At 35.3% G+C, this 21051-nt stretch carries 19 protein-coding genes and 10 pseudogenes; 7 read left to right on the top strand and 22 right to left on the bottom strand.

The window, feature by feature from the left end; genetic code table 11:
* Positions 1-120 precede the first annotated feature (120 nt).
* The 3 genes from QW060_RS18100 to QW060_RS18110 form a co-directional block, all read right to left on the bottom strand.
* A complete protein-coding gene (locus tag QW060_RS18100) occupies positions 121-330 on the bottom strand; it encodes a hypothetical protein (RefSeq protein WP_290364884.1) in 210 nt (69 codons plus the stop codon).
* A 113-nt stretch (positions 331-443) separates the two neighbouring features.
* A complete protein-coding gene (locus QW060_RS18105) occupies positions 444-617 on the bottom strand; it encodes a hypothetical protein (protein ID WP_290364885.1) in 174 nt (57 codons plus the stop codon).
* Between the two features lie 8 nt (positions 618-625).
* Positions 626-1198 (bottom strand): hypothetical protein, encoded by a 573-nt coding sequence (locus QW060_RS18110; protein ID WP_290364886.1) that lies wholly within the window; start codon positions 1196-1198, stop codon positions 626-628.
* 585 nt (positions 1199-1783) lie between these two features.
* Between QW060_RS18110 and QW060_RS18115 the strand changes: the two genes are divergently transcribed.
* Positions 1784-1933, top strand: a complete 150-nt coding sequence (locus QW060_RS18115) for a hypothetical protein (RefSeq protein ID WP_290364887.1) — start codon at positions 1784-1786, stop codon at positions 1931-1933.
* A gap of 113 nt (positions 1934-2046) precedes the next feature.
* Here the strand turns inward: QW060_RS18115 and QW060_RS18120 are convergent, their stop codons facing one another.
* The 14 genes and pseudogenes from QW060_RS18120 to QW060_RS18185 form a co-directional block, all read right to left on the bottom strand.
* Positions 2047-3096: a Piwi domain-containing protein gene (locus QW060_RS18120; RefSeq protein WP_290364888.1), complete on the bottom strand. Its 1050-nt coding sequence runs from the start codon at positions 3094-3096 to the stop codon at positions 2047-2049.
* A 128-nt stretch (positions 3097-3224) separates the two neighbouring features.
* On the bottom strand, positions 3225-3590 hold the full coding sequence (locus tag QW060_RS18125; protein ID WP_290364889.1) for a hypothetical protein: 366 nt from the start codon (positions 3588-3590) through the stop codon (positions 3225-3227).
* A gap of 106 nt (positions 3591-3696) precedes the next feature.
* The gene (locus QW060_RS18130; protein WP_290364890.1) at positions 3697-3924 is read right to left on the bottom strand and encodes a DUF2188 domain-containing protein; all 228 of its coding nucleotides are present in this window, start codon (positions 3922-3924) and stop codon (positions 3697-3699) included.
* Positions 3925-3933: 9 nt separating this feature from the next.
* Positions 3934-4275 (bottom strand): toll/interleukin-1 receptor domain-containing protein, encoded by a 342-nt coding sequence (locus QW060_RS18135; RefSeq protein WP_290364891.1) that lies wholly within the window; start codon positions 4273-4275, stop codon positions 3934-3936.
* Between the two features lie 23 nt (positions 4276-4298).
* On the bottom strand, positions 4299-4712 hold the full coding sequence (locus QW060_RS18140) for a DUF1883 domain-containing protein (protein WP_290364892.1): 414 nt from the start codon (positions 4710-4712) through the stop codon (positions 4299-4301).
* Positions 4713-4803: 91 nt separating this feature from the next.
* Positions 4804-5454 (bottom strand): patatin-like phospholipase family protein, encoded by a 651-nt coding sequence (locus QW060_RS18145; RefSeq protein WP_290364893.1) that lies wholly within the window; start codon positions 5452-5454, stop codon positions 4804-4806.
* A 61-nt stretch (positions 5455-5515) separates the two neighbouring features.
* Positions 5516-5683, bottom strand: a complete 168-nt coding sequence (locus tag QW060_RS18150) for a hypothetical protein (protein ID WP_290364894.1) — start codon at positions 5681-5683, stop codon at positions 5516-5518.
* A 136-nt stretch (positions 5684-5819) separates the two neighbouring features.
* Complete coding sequence (locus tag QW060_RS18155) at positions 5820-6434, bottom strand: restriction endonuclease subunit S (RefSeq protein WP_290363272.1); 615 nt, start codon at positions 6432-6434, stop codon at positions 5820-5822.
* Between the two features lie 105 nt (positions 6435-6539).
* A pseudogene (locus tag QW060_RS18160) lies at positions 6540-7045 on the bottom strand (restriction endonuclease subunit S); the annotation flags it as partial.
* Positions 7046-7165: 120 nt separating this feature from the next.
* Positions 7166-7504: a hypothetical protein gene (locus QW060_RS18165; RefSeq protein ID WP_290364896.1), complete on the bottom strand. Its 339-nt coding sequence runs from the start codon at positions 7502-7504 to the stop codon at positions 7166-7168.
* Positions 7476-8003 (bottom strand): hypothetical protein, encoded by a 528-nt coding sequence (locus tag QW060_RS18170; protein WP_290364897.1) that lies wholly within the window; start codon positions 8001-8003, stop codon positions 7476-7478. Before QW060_RS18170 ends, QW060_RS18165 begins: the two co-directional genes overlap by 29 nt.
* Positions 8004-8020: 17 nt before the next feature.
* Positions 8021-8965 (bottom strand): nucleotidyltransferase domain-containing protein, encoded by a 945-nt coding sequence (locus tag QW060_RS18175; RefSeq protein ID WP_317623195.1) that lies wholly within the window; start codon positions 8963-8965, stop codon positions 8021-8023.
* Positions 8884-9480: an N-6 DNA methylase gene (locus tag QW060_RS18180; RefSeq protein ID WP_290364898.1), complete on the bottom strand. Its 597-nt coding sequence runs from the start codon at positions 9478-9480 to the stop codon at positions 8884-8886. Before QW060_RS18180 ends, QW060_RS18175 begins: the two co-directional genes overlap by 82 nt.
* A 14-nt stretch (positions 9481-9494) precedes the next feature.
* Positions 9495-9707 carry an HsdM family class I SAM-dependent methyltransferase gene (locus QW060_RS18185; protein ID WP_290364901.1) on the bottom strand — a complete coding sequence of 71 codons (213 nt, stop codon included), beginning with the start codon at positions 9705-9707 and terminating at the stop codon, positions 9495-9497.
* Positions 9708-9764: 57 nt separating this feature from the next.
* Here QW060_RS18185 and QW060_RS18190 point away from each other — a divergent pair.
* The 3 pseudogenes from QW060_RS18190 to QW060_RS18200 form a co-directional block, all read left to right on the top strand.
* Positions 9765-10184: pseudogene (locus tag QW060_RS18190) on the top strand (acetyl-CoA C-acetyltransferase); the annotation flags it as partial.
* A gap of 74 nt (positions 10185-10258) precedes the next feature.
* Positions 10259-11016, top strand: a pseudogene (locus QW060_RS18195) (C40 family peptidase).
* Between the two features lie 55 nt (positions 11017-11071).
* Positions 11072-12418: pseudogene (locus tag QW060_RS18200) on the top strand (DEAD/DEAH box helicase).
* A gap of 1 nt (position 12419) precedes the next feature.
* Here the strand turns inward: QW060_RS18200 and ung are convergent.
* Positions 12420-13066, bottom strand: a pseudogene (gene ung, locus QW060_RS18205) (uracil-DNA glycosylase).
* Between the two features lie 80 nt (positions 13067-13146).
* Between ung and QW060_RS18210 the strand changes: the two are divergent.
* The 3 pseudogenes from QW060_RS18210 (at position 13147) to pheT (ending at position 18253) form a co-directional block, all read left to right on the top strand.
* A pseudogene (locus QW060_RS18210) lies at positions 13147-15320 on the top strand (endonuclease MutS2).
* 5 nt (positions 15321-15325) lie between these two features.
* Positions 15326-15735 (top strand): annotated as a pseudogene (locus tag QW060_RS18215) (thiol-disulfide oxidoreductase DCC family protein).
* 81 nt (positions 15736-15816) lie between these two features.
* Positions 15817-18253 (top strand): annotated as a pseudogene (gene pheT / locus QW060_RS18220) (phenylalanine--tRNA ligase subunit beta).
* A gap of 101 nt (positions 18254-18354) precedes the next feature.
* Here pheT and sucD read toward each other — a convergent pair.
* From sucD to QW060_RS18240, 4 genes and pseudogenes are all read right to left on the bottom strand, one after another.
* Positions 18355-19225, bottom strand: a pseudogene (gene sucD, locus QW060_RS18225) (succinate--CoA ligase subunit alpha).
* A gap of 83 nt (positions 19226-19308) precedes the next feature.
* Positions 19309-19674, bottom strand: a complete 366-nt coding sequence (locus tag QW060_RS18230; RefSeq protein WP_290363329.1) for a nuclear transport factor 2 family protein — start codon at positions 19672-19674, stop codon at positions 19309-19311.
* Between the two features lie 2 nt (positions 19675-19676).
* A pseudogene (locus QW060_RS18235) lies at positions 19677-20595 on the bottom strand (UDP-3-O-(3-hydroxymyristoyl)glucosamine N-acyltransferase).
* A gap of 12 nt (positions 20596-20607) precedes the next feature.
* The coding region (locus QW060_RS18240) for an elongation factor P (RefSeq protein WP_290364899.1) at positions 20608-21051 on the bottom strand (444 nt) is incomplete at its 5' end.

Below are 21051 nucleotides of genomic sequence, written 5' to 3' on the forward strand. Positions count from 1 at the left end.
GTACGCAGTACACTATATTCTTCTGTGATATGATAAGCATTGTTTTCTGGATTTTTCCAGTCCACATATTGAAAAGAAAAACTTTTTTATCCCCTAAAATCGTTTGGTCAAAACTTTTTCCTAAAGTAATAAGTTCATAATATGCTTTATTTGCTGCCAAAAATCCGTCCTGTATGGGTAAATCACGAATCGCCAGAATAGCATTGTTGATATTCGATTCAGAAAACCTAAATTCCTTTTGCTTATAATCAATCTTATGATTTTCTCTAATTGATCTTTTAGAATATCCTCTAACAACACATTAGAACTTCTCCCGCCACGGGCTGCCAAGGCCTCGTCTGGGACAAGTATTTCCAACCCATATTCATCAGTAATTTGAGTGCTGGAATTTGGGATATATGATCTTCTATGAATGAGGGTGTTTGCATAATCTTAGTTTTTGATTAGTTGCTTGGATAACCAAATAATCTCATTAGTAATTCTTGTGATTTGTTTTTAACGAATGGAATTTGGTTTCCAACAATTGTAAAACCCAAAAAACCAAAAACGGAAAACATAAAATCGTATTTATCAAGAAACGCAATAGTCTCAGGAGAATAAATTGGGAGTTTAAGCAATCCGAAAATCAAGCCAAAAAAAAGTGCTGATTGTAAAATCCAAGATAAAATTTTAATGCGTTTTTTGAAGTTTTGATTAAATTTTTTAGTAAGGTAATTTCATTCCCTTCGGTGGCTTCTTTTCGTTCAATTATTAAATCGTATGCTCTAATAGCACACAAAATCCGAAAGTCGCTTTTGTCGTCAAACAAAATAGTGTTTTCATTTATCTTTCGAAATGTAAAATTAAGAAGGTCATTTGTAATGAGACTTTGATTTATGAATTTCAAAAACATCAACACTATTTCTGGCAAATTGCTAGTACTTGCATAGTTTTCCTTCAAGATATTCTCAAAAGTAATTGTTATATCATTTCTATTTCTGATGGAAATAATGTGATTTATCCAGTTTTTATCTATGTTAAATTGCACAACCCCAACTATAAATGAAAATATCAGAAAATCATCATTTACAAAAGGAGCCGGTGAATCTTTACCTGGTTTACTTTTGCACTTTTTTTCAAAATGCTTTTCAAAATCTGCACTATTGTGTTCTTGGATAGCCTTTACAATCCCCAAATAATATTCCTCAGGTTCATTCAAATCCTGATCCTTGGGACAACAATAAGCTTATCTAACAACAAATTATTAAATGCTGTGAGTTTTTGACTTTTGTTGACTCTTGATAGATAATCTATTCTTTCTTCTAAAGGAACCATTTCGTCTGTTTTAAGCCATAATTTAATTTATCTGCATCCCAACCGGGAACACTTCTCATTTTGCCGAGCAAGCGTGAAATAAGATTAGAATACTTCATAGTAGCAGGTTCCTCACCTGGTAAGAAACTACGCCACGATAAATAAGTGAATGAAAAGATTTGCTGGGTGATGTAACTTAAATCATAAAACAACATATCGCTTAATTCATTATTATCGTAGTTTCCTTGGGGTGTCCTAATTTTTATTTGAATAGGCTTACTCATTCCATGTTTTGATGTTTTTAATTCATTAGCCCCTAACATTTGTACAATGCAGGTTTCCGAATCAAGAAAAACATTACTTCCTCTTTTTGGTATAAACTCACCTTTCGAGATGCTATTTCTATAAGATGTTATTCCTTGCTGATTAGGGTCAAATAAAATGGTTGGGTGCGTATTTCCAATAGTAACAAAGCAAACTTGATTTTATATTGAGGAATATCTTTAATAAGCTGGCTGATTACATCAAACTCGACATTTTTGATTGGTTTGAAAATATGAAAAATCAAACGCACGGTATCTCCGTCACTCCAACCTTGTGTGGAAGAAAGGTGTTCAATAGATTGTTTAAGGCTCTTTAAAAGTTCTTCAAAATAATGTTCAAATGATACATCTTTTACTTTACCACCAAGTAGGTATTGTCCATCACCTGAAAAAAATGTGGTAATACCTACGACACGACTACTATCTGCACCTACATATTGATTTTTCCTAAGCCAGCTATGACCAATACAATGACCAATTCTCTATCAACAGAACGTTGTGTTGGTAAGACCCAAGGTGTACCTCCTAATTTAGCATAAATCTGTAATCCAATATTATTTAAAATATATTCATTGTGATTATTCACAATTCGTGAGGTAACAAACTGAACTGGAATTTCAAGTGCTAGTAGCTTTGCTTTAATTTGATAGTATGGATTATCTTCGTCTTTTAGCAATTTGAAATTTTCAGGGATTTCAATAATTGCTAAATGTGGTTTATTGTCGTCATAATCTCGAATTACCATCAGATAGTCACTTAACATATTATTTTGAACTTCTTTTATGTTAAAAGTAACGTTGTGTAAATCGTATTTTTTCTGTAATCCTTTTTGAAAATACTTTGACTGTGGTAAACCTTCTTTTAGGTTTGAAAGAAATTTTGTAAAACTTCCTCTTGTCGTTTTGTTGCAAATACAAAGCACATTGGGAGACTTAATATCAAAAATACTACTATCGTAAGGTCCGAAATTATTCAATCCATTGTGAGGGTTAGTATTCGTTGTTTTAATAGCTGCGGGATCAAAAATAAAAGTGGGATTTTTTAGCTCGATGGTATTTGAAACAACCAGAGGGTTACTGTCTACTGTAAAACAAAAACCTTCCTTATTTTGAAATAAAATCGGACTTCCTTTATCATTAAATAGTGCTTTCGCAATATTAGCTATTTCTTTATAAAGTTTTTTAGGATTGTAAATGTCTGAACGCTTTCGCTCAATTACACTTAATACTTCATCACTTTTTTGTTGTGAAGTCGCAAAGGTTAAGTAGTTTCTAATATTGTGTTTTGTTTTACGAATAAACAATTCATTCAATGAATATTCTTTTTCTCCTTCATTAGTGTTTACGACGGCTTTCTTTCCTGTAATTTCTATAATCTCACCAACAAATTCTTCATTGGGTGCAAGTATGTTATCAAGTCCTGGCAAGGTTTCGGCATATAGAACTTCTACACCGATTAAATTATAACCTTCAGCGTGCAAGTCTGAACACGATTTTGTAAAAATCCAATTGCGTTTTATATTAATTAAAAATCCAAATTTCTTTTTGCCGTTTATTTCAGTTAATCGTAATTGAACTTCTATTAGTTTTTTATAAGCAATTCGATCTTTTAATTATCAGGCAGAGCATCATAGATAATATCGTCTTTTTGCTGGCCAGAAAAAAATCGAAAAGGATAAAAATCAACAGGTGTATATTTAGGAAAACGATCTTTAAAAGTTCTGAAAAAGACATGCTTTATTAATGAAGAAGTAATCTGATGATCGCCAAATGTGCTTCGTTTTGATGTCAAACCAATAGTAGTATTTTCATCACCATCTTTGTTAGAGATGTATATCGACTCACCGTTTCTAAAAAACGAATGTGTAGCATTGTGCAAGTTCCTTAATTCAGTAAGACGTTCATCGCTATACAGTTCAGTACTGATTTGATATTGTTCAAACTCAATATTTATCGGAAAGTAGTTAAGCTGCATATTCTTTTTAAATTTTATTGGTTAATCACTAATGTGCCTGATCTATCTAAATGGATAAGTTTTATTTCTAATTCTTTCTCAAGCTTTTCTTAGAATCTATAGTTTTTTATCCTTGGTGATTTGGGTCATTACCATAACTATTTGGATTTTGAATTTTCCCATCCTTGCCATGTGGAATCAACTCAGATTTTTCTTGTTTAGCCTTTTCACGACTCCAATCCATCGCTTCCTTTTTGGTGTCGAAATGTTTGGATGCCCTTTCCGCATTTTCTCTTTTAGAATCCCAACCACCTTTTTCAGAGTTAGGTACTACGTGTCTTTCTTTACGTGCCATCTTTTTTTGCTATTTTGTATTATTAATTAACTCTGCTATTTCTTGCGCAATCTCCTCTACAGTGAAATTCGCTGTATTTCTTGCTACCTTATCTGCAATTGATGGAGAATAATCAACAACTTCCTGTTTAGTAATATCATGCCATATGGGTAATAATACTTGTTCACCTCCGACAACCCGTGTAATCATGCCGTCTAGCTCATAGTTAGTCCATCCCTTTTTGATAAAACTTCTTGATAATACAACAATACCAAATCTGCTTTTAGCCAATCCTTTGTCAATCTTTCGTCGCAGACTATCACCAATTTTCAATTCAAATTCGTCATACCATACTGACAGCCCTTCGTTCATTAGAGCTAAGGCTAAAGGTCGTACTATATCATCTTTGTCTTCAGATGCATGGATATAAATACATCGTGCGCTCTATAATCTTCCTCTTGATTTCCGAATGGAGAGTTCTCTCTACCCTGAACTAAAGAAGGCACATCCGAAAGTGGTGTGTCCTGATATGTTGGTAGTGCGGAAGGAAGAACTTGTACACTTGCATTTGTTGAACCTCTCAAACCTTGCATATCTACGGTTACATACCAATGCCCTGAACTGGGAACACCTAAAACAACAGGCGACCTTTTGACCAAACCGCCAGTGTACCGATGCCGTCTCCCATTTTTATAGTTCTGAAAATTAGAACTGTCCATCAAACGGACATTTGCCGCATTGCCTGTTAAAGTCACTTTAACTCGCTCTCCTCGTTTAAGTTGCTTTAGATCCCACACTAAGTATTTCATTGTACTGCTTTTTTTTATATTATTATAGAATCCATTAGCTATTCAATTGAAATCATCAACTTTTTATTGATTTCTTGAAAATCCAATCTTGTTAACAGATATTCAACATTCTGAGTATTTCACCTTTGTTTCTTTTGTAAGCATTCATGGCTCTTACTTCTAAATCCTTCAATTTAATTTGGTTAGTTTCATCCATTTGAATAGAATCTACTTCGTTTTCAAAGATTGTATTCAATCTGAGATAACCAAAATTATCGGGTTCTTGCTTGTCTATACCATTCTTCAATAGGCTGATAAGATTTTCAGCCTGTTGAGATTGTCCTTGCATAAAAAGTTCAATAATTCTTTTCTTGTTATTTAAAATCCAATAGAAGATACCGAATCCCTTAGTTCTCTTATTTTCTAAAAACACACTTTGTCCAGTCCCAATAGATAGAAGATTGATTTCCTGTAATTCTTTATTAAAGGCTTTTTGAGCTTCAACCAGTGCTATTAGGGATGGATTGTTTGCCCATACACCTCCATCAACTTTATACTTAAACTCAATACTTGTTCCGTCTAAATCCTCATAATCTTCAGAAGAATAGGGGTCGAAATATGTTGGTGCAGATGATGTTGATAAGGCAGCTTTAAATAGAGGTAAATTTGGATCTCTTTTGAAGCGTTCATGGTACATACTCTTTAAGACTGAAGGACATCCTTTATGAAGATCGTACACTGAAACACCAACGGAATTTTGCAATCCTTCAACAAAGGGATTTTATTTCCATTATATTTTTTATAGATATCAATAAGCAACCTTTCTAAAGTCTCTCTTTTGTGCGTTGAACCAAACAAAGAAAAAAACAGATTTTACCTTTACCAAAAATACTGTAAGCATTTTCAAAATATAGTTTTTTGATTTCTTCCGCAGGAATACCTAAAGATAAAGCCAATGCTAGTATTCCGCCAGTAGAGGTGCCAAAGATCAAATCTACATTTTGGTAAATCTGCCATTTTTCACTTCCTTTATTTTTTAAATCTCGTTCTATTTCTGTTAAGATAACAGCGGGGAGATTCCTCTGATACCACCTCCATCTAAACTCAGAACTTTGAATTTCTCTTCACTCATTTAATTCTGGTTTTTCCTGTTAATAATTGTTGCATCAATCCTTTTTTCTGCAATTTTAGGTTATTAAGTTTTTGCTGATAATGTTGTAGTTCTTTAGTAGCTGTATTCAGAATATCTACTAATCTAATTTGCTCCTCCATTGATGGTACAGGGATTTTTAGTTTTAGGAACTCGGTCTGTCCTAATGTTTTATTTCTGCCAGCTCCTCCTGGTGAAGCTAGTTCTAATAAATATTTTCCTTTGAGAGACTTGAAAAAATATAGTAAATAATCTAAATTTAGAACTCCTTCTTTTGGCTTATACATAGGAAATCTATGTGAAGCTATAAACCCTATATCTTTATCCGTTGTTTTACCAATTGCTTGTTCCCATGCGAATACAATATTAACAATGAAACAATCGGGCTCAATCCAGAAAACAGATTTATTTCCCAAACTTTCCCCAGTTACAGCTTCTTTATAGAATAGTCCTTTGGAGTGAGATCGGATTCCAATTTGTTTATATAATGTGTTTTTTTCAGGAATAAATGAATTTTTAATTCGATCTACAATCTGCATCATTTGTTTTTGATTTGATTTCTTATCGTTATCCAAAAACAACTTATTCGCCAATGCTTTATTCCTTTTTTTCAATTTTTTGATGACGACATCGGTTTCTTGAATAGCTTTATCCCACGTAGATAATACTTTGGCTATTTTTTGTTGTTCAAGAAGTGGTGGAATTGGTATGATTAGTTTTACCAATTGAGATTTAGATAAATAAATCTTGTTGATCCTTGAGCCAAAACATTTAATTCTTTTCTTATGTTCTCACCTCTTAATAAATAGCTTGAAAATAAAGGATCCAAAACATTGTTATTCTTTAATCTAAATCCAAAGCAGAAGCTATTCAAATACATAATGTCTACTTCATCTAACAACACTGATGACATTCCTACTTCTTCCGCTGTTTCCGATGAAGTTGTAAAAAAAATATCTCCATATTTTACTTTATGCTGTTTTTCACTTTCCTTAATATCTACATAATCCATAAAATTGATGTCAATCTTACTGTTTTGGAATATGTTTTTATAGGGTATATATGGATAGCCTTTGCCAAAGTCTTCTTTATTTTTTCCAGATAAACCTGAAAATGTATCACCCAACTCCCTCAACTTTTTCACTTCCCAATCAATTGGGATTTTTCCGATGGCCGTATTTTTATATTGAGTTGTCTGCTTCATTTTTAATAGTATCTTTTTTTGTTTCACCGTGAACTGTACCTCCACCTAACCATTCACCTGTAATTAACCATAATTCGTAATGATAAAGCCATTCAATAGCCCAAACCATTACTGTTTGAGCTATTGATTTAGAACTATTCCATTCCTTCCAATCTGGGTAAAACAAACACAAGCGTTGTTTTTTTTGATCATACACATGTGGTATTTTGTCTCTCCATCAGCTAATTTTAAAAGTGATGGCTCTAAAACGAACACTTTTGGAGAATTACCTACTTCATAAATAAGTTTCACTTTATATTCATCTCCTATGGGCGAAGATTTTAAAGTCCCAAGCCATTGGAGTGTTTTACCATTAATAATTTTGGATTCACCAAACGCAAAATCTCTTTTCAATCCACCCAATTGATTATAAAGTGTTAACTTTTTCTTTTTAATCATTCCCGTGAAAATTATGTGCACTCACTTTTGCAACATTTGTAAGTCCAGCTATTGCCGAACCAACAACACCTGCTTTACGATCTACGTGATTATTGCCAGATTCTGTGAGCAACCTCATTCTATTACCAACATCCGAAAAAGTTTTAGTTACAGGCTCACTACCAAAAGATTTTTTCAAAGATTCTGAAAGATTGATTCGATTAAAAGGAGATTGAAAAATTCCAAAGTCCACTTTTAACTGCTCTAACCAATCATTGAAAAATGCTTCTCTTTTTGATCCTTGCAATGCCCAGCGATCTGCAAAATTTTCAGTTTCATTAACTGGATTTGAAACCCATTTTACATATCTATTCAATTCATAATCGTACTTTTCCTCAATATGATTCCCCATATTATTAACAATACTTAGTAAAGCATCGGTAATATTATCTTCTCCGTTGTATGACTTTGCCGCTAAGGTTGTGATGATACATGAAATCGGTTTTTGCTTTTTATCATCATCACTATAGTCTTTAAACATTATATCACGATGTCTCTTTAACAGCTGCACAGCCTTTGGAGAGGCAATCTGTCTTTCTGATACTTTGGTGTTGGGTTTACTGACTCATTAAGAGAAAACATTTTTGTACGTTCTCCTTTAATATCGTCTGCGATACCCATAAACCACTTAGCATAACCAAACGGATTACTTTGAAGCCATTCATTAGGATCTGTAGAAATTTCATACTCTGGTAATCTTTCATTATCGGTTATACTAAGAACCAAGTCTTCAATCTTTTGGTCTTTAAGATTCGAGTATGCCTTTTCAAGAATAATGGAATGTCCATTAGTATTAATTGCTGGTAAGATATCCATATGGTATCGCTCATTAGGCGAGCCATTTTCCCTGTATTTCAAGGTCCAACATCTACGTCCTTCTTCATCCAGTATAGATTCATATTTCTTGTGTTTTGCCAATTGCTCTCCAACAATTTCTTTTACATCTTTCTGAGTCCAGTCCTGTTTTTTCCCATTCAGTTCACATACAATATCAAGATCCATATCTCCATCAGGGTCAATCGTCTGAATAATTGTTCCAATAATAAATGAACCTTGCGGGCTAATTACGGGACTGTAAGGAGCCAGTTTTGATTCATTATTCGTAAGCCAACTGCCCACCGCTTTATAACTACGGACAGCAGCTTCATGCTGAGATTCGGTAATACTTAGGTTTTCTCCTAAAACATCTAATATGTCCTCTAATTCAGTTTTCTGTTCGGTTGTTATCATAATTATAAAAAAGTTTAGATCCTTTAAGTATTTATTCATCTCCAATTGCACTTCTTTAAGTTCCTTTTCAATTTTCGTTATTTCCAATTGAACGGCCTTAATATCCACTTCTGGTTCTTCTTCAAATGTATCTACATAACGGGGGATATTAAGGTTGAAGTCATTTTCCTTAATCTCGCTAAACGTTGCTCTGTAAGCATATTTATCTTCAATGACATGTCCTCATCCGTCGTCAGAGGAGCGTTAATTTTAAACGCTTTATAGGTTTCAACAATGCGTTTTATATCCTCGTCTCTTAATTTATTTTGATTTTTCCCAGTTTCAAAACCTTTGCTGGCATCGATAAATAAGACATCAGTATTCGTACCTTTGGCTTTATTAAAAATCAAGATGGCAGCCGGAATACCTGTGCCGAAAAATAAGTTGGCAGGCAAACCAATCACGGCTTCCAATAAATTTTCTTCAATCAATTGCTGACGAATTTTCCCCTCACTACTTCCTCTAAATAAAACGCCATGTGGCATAATCACGCCCACTCGGCCAATATCCTCATAAGTAGTTTCTATCATGTGGCTAATAAAAGCGTAATCACCTTTGCTTTTAGGAGGAACGCCCCGATGGAAACGATTGTATTGGTCGGCTACTGCATTTTCTGCACCCCATTTATCCAATGAAAACGGAGGGTTTGCGGCCACAATATGGAATTTCATTAACTCATCACCTTCCAAAAGCCTAGGATTGTTTATAGTATCTCCCATTCAATGGTGGCATTATCAATTTCGTGCAAAAACATATTCATCCTAGCCAAAGCCCAGGTGCTGCCGTTTACTTCCTGACCGTATAAAGAAAAATTATCAGAACCTACTTCTTTGGCTAACTTAATCAATAGCGAACCAGAACCACAAGTAGGGTCATTTAATCGATTTCCAGGTTCAGGTGCTAAAAGTTTAGCCAGTAAGGATGATACTTCGCTCGGTGTATAAAACTCTCCTGATTTTTTGCCTTCATCACAGCAGCTGTGGTATTAATGAGCGAAGAAAAAGCAAATGAACTGGGATTAAAACCATTGGCATACATCAAAGGATATGCAGATGCAGCTCAGGAGCCTAAATGGTTTACTACAGCTCCTTCTAAAGCATTGCCAAAAGCACTTGACAAAGCAGGTGTTGCAATTGGTGATGTTGATTTCTTCGAATTTAACGAAGCTTTCTCTGTAGTCGGAATCGCAAATGCCAATATCTTAAAAATTGACAACAGCAAAATCAATGTAAATGGTGGTGCCGTTTCATTAGGACATCCTCTGGGTTGTTCGGGTGCACGTATCGTAGTTACTTTATTAAACGTATTAGAACAAAACAATGGTAAAATCGGAGCTGCTGCGATCTGTAATGGTGGTGGTGGTGCTTCTGCTATTGTGATTGAACGCGCTTAATTTATATACAAAAAATTCTACAGATGAGTTTTGCATCGTCAAAAACTCATCTTCCTTTTTCAAATTGATATTGAATGTTTGCTATTTGTAATCTTGCTATCGTACCCCTAAGATCGGAGCCATCTGACCGTAGTGAATTAGTAACTCAGGTGCTTTTTGGAGAGCCTTTCACGATTCTGGAACAACAAAAAAATTGGTCTAAAATAGAACTTGCTTTTGATAATTATCAAGGGTGGATTGACAATAAGCAATATCAGACAGTCAGCGCTTCTGATTTTTTACAGCTCAAAAATGCTCCGCGCAAAGTTGCCGGAGATCTTATTGAATACATTACAGACAAAAAAAATAACCTGCTTCCAATTACATTGGGCAGCGATCTTTCTTTTCTTACTTTTCCTTCAATCAATATCGACGGATTTGTATTTGAAGGCATCTGAACAGCGGAATACAGGCTAAAGTCAACTTACTGAAAACGGCTTTTCTTTACCTTAATGCGCCTTATCTGTGGGGCGGTAAAACACCTTTCGGAATAGACTGTTCCGGTTTTTCTCAAATGGTATACCGATTAAACGGCTATATGATTCGCGTGACGCTTCTCACAGGCACTTATTGGCGAACCTCTTAGCTTTATTGAAGAAAGCGAAGTCGGTGATCTGGCATTTTTTGACAATGAAGAGGGTAACATCATTCATGTAGGAATGATTATGGAAAACAACTACATCATCCATGCGCATGGAAAAGTGCGTATAGACCGTCTTGATCATTTGGGAATACTTAATATGACTCGGGCAGACATACCCACAAACTTCGGGTGATTCGTAAAATCATCTGAAACTAATCTTTTCACAAAACGCTAAATAACGTATCTTTGCCAAAAAATATTTTTCATGGCAACATTCGAGCAATTCAATTTACCCAAATCCTTAGACAAAGCACTTAATGAATTAGGGATAACTACCCCTACTCCTATTCAGGAAAAAACATTCAATGTGATCATGTCCGGGAGAGATATCATGGGAATCGCTCAGACAGGTACCGGAAAAACATTTGCCTATTTATTACCTATTTTAAAACAGTGGAAATTTTCACATTCGTATAATCCTAAAGTAACCATTCTCGTTCCTACAAGAGAATTAGTTGTTCAGGTAGTAAACGAAATAGAAAAGCTGACAAAATACATGTCAGTACGTACCGTTGGAGTCTATGGCGGGGTAAACATAAATACACAAAGAAACAGTCTTGAATTGGGTGTAGACATCCTTGTAGGAACACCGGGTAGAATGATGGATCTGGCACTGGACAGCGATTTGAGATTTGATGATATGCAGAAATTAATCATCGATGAATTTGATGAAATCCTCAACATGGGATTCCGTCATCAGCTCACTTCTATCTTATCAATGATGAAAAAGAAACGTCAGAACATCTTATTTTCTGCTACCATGACAGAAGAAGTAGATGCCTTACTCGAAGATTTTTTTGACTATCCGGAAGAAATATCTCTGGCTCCATCAGGAACACCGCTTGAAAAGATACAACAATACGGTTATCACGTACCTAATTTTCTGACCAAAATCAATGTCCTAAAAGACTTGCTTTCAAAAGATGAAAGCATGTCGCGTATCTTGATATTCGTAAACAACAAACGCATTGCCGACTATGTACTCGAAGCTCTTGAAGCAGAATTTCCAGAACAATTCGGAGTCATCCATTCCAATAAAACACAGAATTACCGTTTAAATACGATGGAATCTTTCCGTAACAATGAAGTAAGAGGTATTGTTACAACCGATATTATGGCACGTGGATTGGATATCTCTGATATTACGCATGTGGTAAACCTTCAATTCTCGGAAATAGCAGAACAATATATCCACAGAATCGGAAGAACAGGAAGAGCCGATAAAGAAGGAATTGCCATCAGTTTAATTGATCCTAAAGAAGAGGAAAAACAATTTGCTGTTGAAGTACTCATGGAAAAGGAAATAGAAATTCTTCCAATACCATCAGCAGTAAAAAACAGAAGAACAACTTTTGGAATTTGAAAAAGACCAGTCAAAATTAAGAACGGGTAATAAGATCAAAAAAATTGTTCGTGGTGAAGCATTTCATGAGAAAAAAGATAAAAATAAGAAAGTAAATCTCGGAGGTCCCGAAAAAGAAACCCAAGAAAGACTGAGTCCAGAAACCGCGGCGTAGAAAGAAAAAGAGATGAAAAACGCAAAAAGAAATAGCCTACCAGAAGATAGGCTCTTTTCCATTTGCTGATAAATATTGATTGGCCTGGCTAAAGTGTTTGTTTCCAAACCACTTTCCCTGATTGGCACTCATAGGCGATGGATGCCCGGATTTAATACCAGATGCTTATTGCGATCTACTATTTTACCTTTCTTTTGCGCATAATTGCCCCAAAGCATAAAAACAACGCCTTCTTTTTCCGAAGATATTTTTTCAATCGCAGCCTCAGTAAAAATTTCCCACCCTTGTTTTTGGTGACTTCCCGGTGATGCCTGACGTACGGTGAGTACATCATTCAGCAATAACACACCTTGTTTAGCCCAGCGCTCAAGATTTCCGGAAGGAGGAATTGGTGCTCCCACATCGTTTGATACTTCTGCAAATATATTTCGCAGAGAAGGCGGAAAAGGAATACCATCATTCACAGAAAAACTGAGTCCGTTTGCCTGACCATAACCATGATACGGATCCTGACCTAAAATAACTACCTTGACATCATCCAGTTTACACCAGCGAAAGGCATTAAAAATGAATTCTTTGGGAGGAAAAACAGTTTGTGTAGCATATTCATGTTCTACAAATCTTTTTAACTGCTGATAATATTCTTTTTGTTGTTCGGCTTCAATAAATTGTTTCCACGTCATAATAATCGTTTTGTTATCCAAAAATAAGCATTAATATTTATTTGATATATCTTCGTAAATTTGCAACAAATAAAATTTCTATGAAATCCATTCATAAAAAAACCTTACAAGATTTAGAGTTTCTTACCGTTTTAGAATCCATTGCACATTACTGTACTACGGAACCCGGAAAAGAAGCGGCTCTTGAAATACATCCCTTTACAGACAAAGAAACGCTTTTAAAGCAATTTAAAGCAAACTTCTGAATATACTTCTTCTTTTACAAACAATAACGTCATTCCAAATCATTATTTTGATCCTATTGATCATGAATTGAAATATCTGAAGATTGAAGACAGCTATCTTGAAGTAAGCGGTTTAAAAAAATTGCCATACTTACTCATACCACAAACGAACTGCTTCTCTTTTTTAAAAAATTTGAAGAATACTATCCGGAATTATCTGCTGCAAGTAGTGAACTTGATATAAACAAAGTAATTCTTCATAAAATTGATCAGGTAATTGATAAGTACGGGGAAATTAAAGACAATGCTTCTGTAGATCTGACGAGCATCCGGCAACAGATAAACATGGTACGGGGCAAAATCAATCAAAGTTTCGGAGTAGCCCTCACCCAATACAACAGTGCGGGTTATCTGGACGATATCAAAGAAACTATTGTAGACAACCGCCGTGTACTGGCTGTATTGGCAATGTACCGCAGAAAAGTAAAAGGTACTGCGTTAGGACAATCAAAAACGGGAAGCATTGTGTATATGGAACCTGAAAGTACCTACCGCTTTTCACAGGAGCTTACCAATCTCGAATTTGAAGAACGCGAAGAAATCATGCGCATTCTGAAACAGCTCACCAATGAAATTCGCCCTTTTACAGCTGATCTTGAAGAATATCAGCACTATTTATCGAGAATAGATGTCATTTCCGGAAAAGCAAAATATGCTGTAAAAATTCAGGGTATTCTGCCACATATTACAGAGGAAAAAAGACTGTATTTCAGAGAAGCATTCCACCCTATTCTTTATTTATCCAATAAAGAAAAAGGAAAAATAACGCATCCGCAAACCATTGAGCTTTCCAAAGAAGGAAGGATTATTGTGATTTCAGGACCCAATGCAGGAGGTAAAAGTATTACCCTGAAAACCATTGGTCTTTTACAGTTAATGTTACAGAGCGGTATTCTCATCCCCGTACATGAAAGAAGCGAAACGTTCCTTTTTGATTATATACTTACGGATATAGGAGACAATCAATCTATAGAAAATCATTTGAGTACGTATAGCTATCGCTTAAAAAACATGAATTATTTTCTAAAAAAATGCAATAAAAAAACCTTATTTCTGATTGATGAGTTCGGTACCGGATCTGATCCGGAACTCGGAGGGGCACTCGCAGAAGTATTTTTAGAAGAATTTTATGATCGGGAAGCTTTTGGAATCATCACTACCCACTACTCCAATCTGAAAATGCTTGCCAACGAACTGCCTTATGCGACCAACGCCAACATGATGTTTGATGAGAAATCATTAGAACCCTTATACAAACTAAGCCTTGGTCAGGCAGGAAGCTCTTTTACATTTGAAGTAGCTCAAAAAAACGGTATTCCGTACAGTCTCATTAACCGCGCAAAAAAGAAAATCGAAACCGACAAAGTCCGTTTTGATAAAACCATAGCCAACCTTCAGAAAGAACGATCTAAACTTGAAAAGACATCTCAAACGCTCAGAGAAGAAGAAAATAAAGCAAGGGAAGAAAGTAAGAAAATGGAATCCATCAATTCAAAAATACAGGATAAACTGGAGCGCTATCAGGAGCTGTATGATGCCAACCAACGCTTTATATATCTCGGACAGCGTATAGATGATCTTTCTGAAAAATATTTCAACAATAAAGACAAGAAAACGTTGATTGGTGAATTGTTAAAGACGGTGGAGATTGAAAACTCAAAGCGCAAAAAGGTAACCCTTAAAGAAAAGAAAGCCAAAGAGACAGAACAGAAAAAAATAGTACAGGAAGTTGAACAGAAGGTAGAAGAAATCCGAAAAGAAAAGAAAGAAAAAAAAGCTGCAAATTTGGCAGAAAATAAACCAAATAAAACTAACTTTATACTGAAAATAGGAGATAAAGTGAGAATGACTGACGGAAAGGCTGTCGGCACGATTGATGCTATAGAAAAGAATAAGGCCACTGTGAATTATGGCTTTTTACCTCAAAGGTAGATTTAGAACAATTAGAAATGGTTGAAAGAAAAAAATGATGGAAATAGTAGATTTACCAAAAAATAAAAAAATTATCCTTTTTGACGGGGTTTGTAATTTTTGCAACGATGTCATCAATAAAATAATTGCTAAGGACACCAAAAACGTTTTTGTATTTGCTTCCTTACAATCAGAAATCGGACAAAAAATATTGAAACACATTGGTTTAAGCAATGATTTGGACACTATCGTTTTATACGAACCGGTATTGCTTATTACGTTAAAAGTGATGCTGCCATCGAAATCGCTAAGCAGATCGGGGGGATATATTCCTTATTGAGAATAGGAAATCTGTTACCGCGGCGACTGCGCAATCTCACCTACGATTACATTGCCAGAAACCGGTATAAATGGTATGGAAAAAAAGATGCCTGTATGATTCCGACACCAGAAATGAAAGCGAAATTTCTGTAAGAAAAGCGTATTAAATATCAATCAAAAATAATTTTTCATCCGAGAGGCAATGCGTATATTTGCCGTTAAAAACAAAAACTAATGCACATTTCATATAACTGGTTAAAACAATTTATAAAATTAGAAACCACACTGAAGAAACCGCTAAAATACTAACCGATTTAGGTCTCGAAGTAGAAGGTATCGAATCCTTTGAAAGTTTGAAGGGAGGGCTTAAAGGAGTGGTTGTTGGTCATGTTATTTCTTGCGAACAGCATCCGAATGCGGATAAGCTTAAAATTACTAAAGTAGATTTAGGAAACGGAGAAGCACCGGTACAGATTGTTTGTGGAGCGTCTAATGTGGCAGCAGGTCAAAAAGTAGCAGTAGCTACTATTGGCACCTTATTATATGATAAAGACGGGAATGAATTTCAGATTAAAAAAGGTAAAATCAGAGGAGAAGACAGTTTTGGGATGATCTGTGCTGAGATGAACTCGGTTTGGGAGACAGTCATGAAGGCATCATGGTTCTGGATCAGGATATTAAACCCGGAACTTCTGCTGCAGAATTATTTGAAATTTCTACCGATAGTGTATTTGAAATCGGATTGACACCCAACCGCGCAGATGCTATGAGCCACTGGGGAGTAGCACGTGATTTACGCGCAGGATTAACACAAAACCATCCGAATACCAATCATTCAGAATTAATCACTCCGTCAGTAAGCAAATTCAAGGTTGAAAAACGTACCTTAAAATACGATGTTGTCGTTGAAGACACAAAACAAACGCCTCGCTATTGTGGTGTGACCATATCGGGTATTGAAGTAAAACCTTCACCTTCCTGGTTGCAAAACAGATTGAAAGCAATCGGGATAAATCCGAAAAACAATATTGTAGATGTTACTAATTATGTTTTACATGAATTAGGTCAGCCTTTACATGCCTTTGATTCTGCACGCATCAAAGGAAACAAAATTTATGCGAAAAACCTGCCAACGGGTACTAAATTTACTACTCTTGACGGTGTTGAACGTACATTACATGAAGAAGATATCATGATTTGTGATGACCACGGACCATTATGTATTGCCGGGGTTTTAGGAGGTCTGAATTCAGGCGTTTCTGAAACAACTACAGCAATCTTTTTAGAAAGTGCTTATTTCAATTCTGTTGCAATCCGTAAAACCGCAAAAAGACATAGTATAAGTTCTGATGCTTCATTCCGTTTTGAAAGAGGAATTGATCCTAATATTACAGATTATGCCTTAAAGCATGCTGCCTTATTGATTCAGGAAGTTGCCGGTGGAGAGATTACTTCAGATATCATTGATATTTTCCCTAAAAAGATTGATGACTTTTCTGTCTTTTTAAACTTCAATAACGTAAATAAAATATTAGGAGAAGATATATCCAAAGAAACCATTAAAAAAATATTGGTATCCTTAGACATCAAAGTAAACAGCATCTCGGATCTTGGATTGGGACTTACAGTACCTTCCTATCGTGTAGATGTACAACGTGAAATTGATGTTATTGAAGAAATATTGCGCGTATATGGTTTCAACAACATAAAAACCGGATCTAAACTCAATGCTACTATAAGTAACAGTTCGCGTACTGATGATCATATGGTACAAAATATCGTAGCCAACCAGTTAGTGAGTCAGGGATTCTACGAAATCATGGCAAACTCTCTTACAACACCTGTGTATAGTGAGCTGGCAGAGTCTTTAGATGCAAACAAACAAGTACATATTTTAAATCCGCTGAGCAATGATTTATCCATTATGAGACAAACATTACTTTTCGGAGGTTTAGAATCTATTTCCTATAATATCAACCGAAAAAATTCTGATTTAAAGTATTTTGAATTCGGGAATACATATGAAAAGAACATCGGTAACAGCTATGATGAATATAAGCATCTTGCCTTATTTATTACAGGAAACACAACAGCCGGCAATTGGAATACGACAGCAGCGCCTGTAGACTTTTTCCTTTTCAAAGGTTATATAGACACTTTGTTGAGCCGTTTAGGAATAAACAAACTAAACACCCAGCCTCTGACAAATGATATTTTCTCTGAAGGAATATCATATCACTTAGGAAATCGTAAAATTGTTGAATTTGGTGTGGTTAAGAAAACTATAGCAAAGCATTTTGACATCAAACAGGAAGTGTTTTTTGCAGATATCAATTGGAATAACATTCTTAATGTAGTTTCTGCTAAAATAAAATTTACCGATATTCCTAAATTCCCTGTTGTAAAAAGAGATTTAGCTTTATTGATAGATGCAGAAATGCCTTTTAATAAAATCTATGAAGTTGTAAAATTAGTTGATAAAAATACCATCAAGGATATTTCTCTATTTGATGTTTATCAGGGAGATAAACTACCTGAAGGTAAGAAATCATACGCGATCAGTCTGAAACTACAGGATGAAAACAAAACCCTTACTGATGCTCAGATTGAAAAAATAATGAGTAAGGTACAGAAAGAACTGGAAACAGAGGTACAGGCTCAATTAAGATAAAAAATGAAAAACGGTTAATAATAACCGTTTTTTTATTATTTCAGGATATAAAAAAACAGCTTATGAATAAGCTGTTTTTTTATTATGATACGTAAAAAGGATTAACCTAATACTTCTTTTACTTTTTTACCGATTTCAGCAGGAGAGTCAACTACATGGATTCCATTTTCTCTCATGATACGTTTTTTAGCTTCTGCAGTATCATCTGCTCCACCAACGATAGCTCCGGCATGCCCCATTGTACGTCCTTTAGGTGCAGTTTCACCTGCAATGAATCCGATAACTGGTTTTTTGTTACCATTTTCTTTAATCCAACGAGCAGCATCTGCTTCCAACTGACCTCCGATCTCACCAATCATAATGATCGCTTCTGTCTCCTCATCATTCATCAGCAATTCTACCGCCTCTTTAGTAGTAGTTCCGATAATTGGATCTCCACCGATACCGATCGCAGTCGTAATACCTAAACCTTGTTTTACAACCTGATCTGCAGCCTCATATGTTAATGTTCCAGATTTTGAAACAATTCCTACTGTTCCTTTTTTGAAAACAAAACCAGGCATGATTCCTACTTTTGCTTCACCCGAGTAATTACACCCGGACAGTTTGGACCAACTAAACGGCATTCCTTACCCTTAATATAATCATAAGCTTTAACCATATCAGCAACAGAATACCTTCTGTGATACAGATGATTACTTTGATACCCGCATCAGCAGCTTCCATTATTGCATCAGCAGCAAATGCCGGCGGTACAAAAATAATTGAGGTATCTGCCTGAGCTTTCTCCACAGCATCTCTCACTGTATTGAAAACAGGACGCTCTAAATGTGTACTTCCTCCTTTTCCAGGAGTCACACCACCTACAACGTTCGTACCGTATTCAATCATTTGAGAAGCATGGAAAGTACCTTCGCTTCCTGTAAATCCTTGTACAATTATTCTTGAATTTTTATTTACTAAAACGCTCATAATTATCTTATAGTTTTTTTTATATTATTTAACAAAAATAGCCTTTTGAATTCGAATTTAAAATTTTTTAATCTTAAAAAAATTTAATTTAATAGCTGACTCATCTGATAGCCTTTATAGAGCTTACCGTCTTTTACTTCCCAAACCGTAAAAAAGACTGCAAGGATAAGTTCTTCCTCAGGATTTTCAAAAGTTCTTACATAAAATGAGTAGCGTATGGTAACGGTATCACCTTCTGCAAGTACCTGATCAATTTGTGTAGTTAAAGAAAAATAGGAATGTTTTAAATCTTTGGATAAAGCTAAAATATCATTAAAATCAAGCGTAAGAAGCCCTTTAGAACTATACCATTCCAAAATAACATCTTCATGCAGAATTTCCAAACAATACGATTTACTTAATATTCCTGCCGATTTGTAAAAATTCTCTACTATTTCTTTTGCACTCATATCTATTTCAATTTTGCAAGTACATTTTTTATTGCTGCACGTTGTTTATATTCCTCACGAGCAACTTCAGCCGGTGAACCAAAATAGACATTATCACCGGAAGGTTTTTGAAACTCCTGATTGTCCCAGTACCACTGCTTTTTTTCCGATAGTCACACCGCTGGTTATTCCTACCTGTCCCCAAAGCGTTACTTCGTCTTCAATAATGACACATCCTGCAATTCCTACATGAGATGCGATGAGACACATTTTACCGATTTGACTGTCATGTCCGACATGCACATGATTATCGAGCTTAGAACCGGCACCGATGGTGGTTTCACCCGTTACTCCTCTGTCAATCGTTGTCATGGCGCCCATACTCACATTATCTTCAATAACAACTTTACCTGAAGAAATGAGCTGATCAAAATGATCCGGTCTTTTCTTATAGTAAAAAGCATCAGCTCCCAAAACAGAACCGCTGTGAATAATTACATTATCTCCGATAATGGTATCATCATAAATGGAAACATTGCTGTGAATCAGACAATTTTTTCCAATTTTTACATTGTTTCCAATGAAAGTGTTTGGCTGTATAACAGTTCCTTCACCAATCTCTGCGGTATCTGCAATGCTTTTTCTGCAGGCTGAAACGGTTTGAAATATACTGCTAATTTATTGAAATCTCTGAATGGATCATCTGAAATTAACAATGCCTTTCCTTCTGGGACAATCGACCTTTTTATTAATGAGTACAACAGAAGCATTAGACTGTAATGCTTTGTCATAGTATTTAGGGTGATCTACAAACACAATCTCCCCTGTTTTAATCACATGAATTTCATTCATTCCCACTATAGGAAAATCAGCCGCACCAACATAGTCACACCCCAGTATCTGAGCTATGGTATCCAAACGATATGTCTTGGGAAATCGCATATTACAGAATAATTATTCTTTAATTCTTTCGCTATAGTTTCCTGTAGCTGTATCTATTTTAATTTTATCTCCTTCATTGATAAATAAAGGAACATTAACCGTAGCTCCTGTTTCTACCGTAGCAGGTTTTGTAGCGTTAGTAGCCGTATTTCCTTTTACTCCCGGTTCTGTATAAGTAACTTCTAAGATAACAGATGCCGGCATATCTACTGATAATGGCATCTCAGTCTCTGCATTGATCTGAATCATTACATTTTCACCTTCTTTCAACAAATCCGGAGCATCTAATACATCTCTGTTTAATGTAATTTGTTCATAGCTTTCTGTATTCATGAAATGAAATTCAGTTCCTTCTGCGTACAGGTATTGAAATTTATGTGTTTCTACACGAACCACATCAATTTTATGTCCGGCAGAAAACGTATTATCCAACATTTTTCCATTCGTTACACTTTT

The organism is Paenimyroides ceti (genome assembly GCF_030409925.1).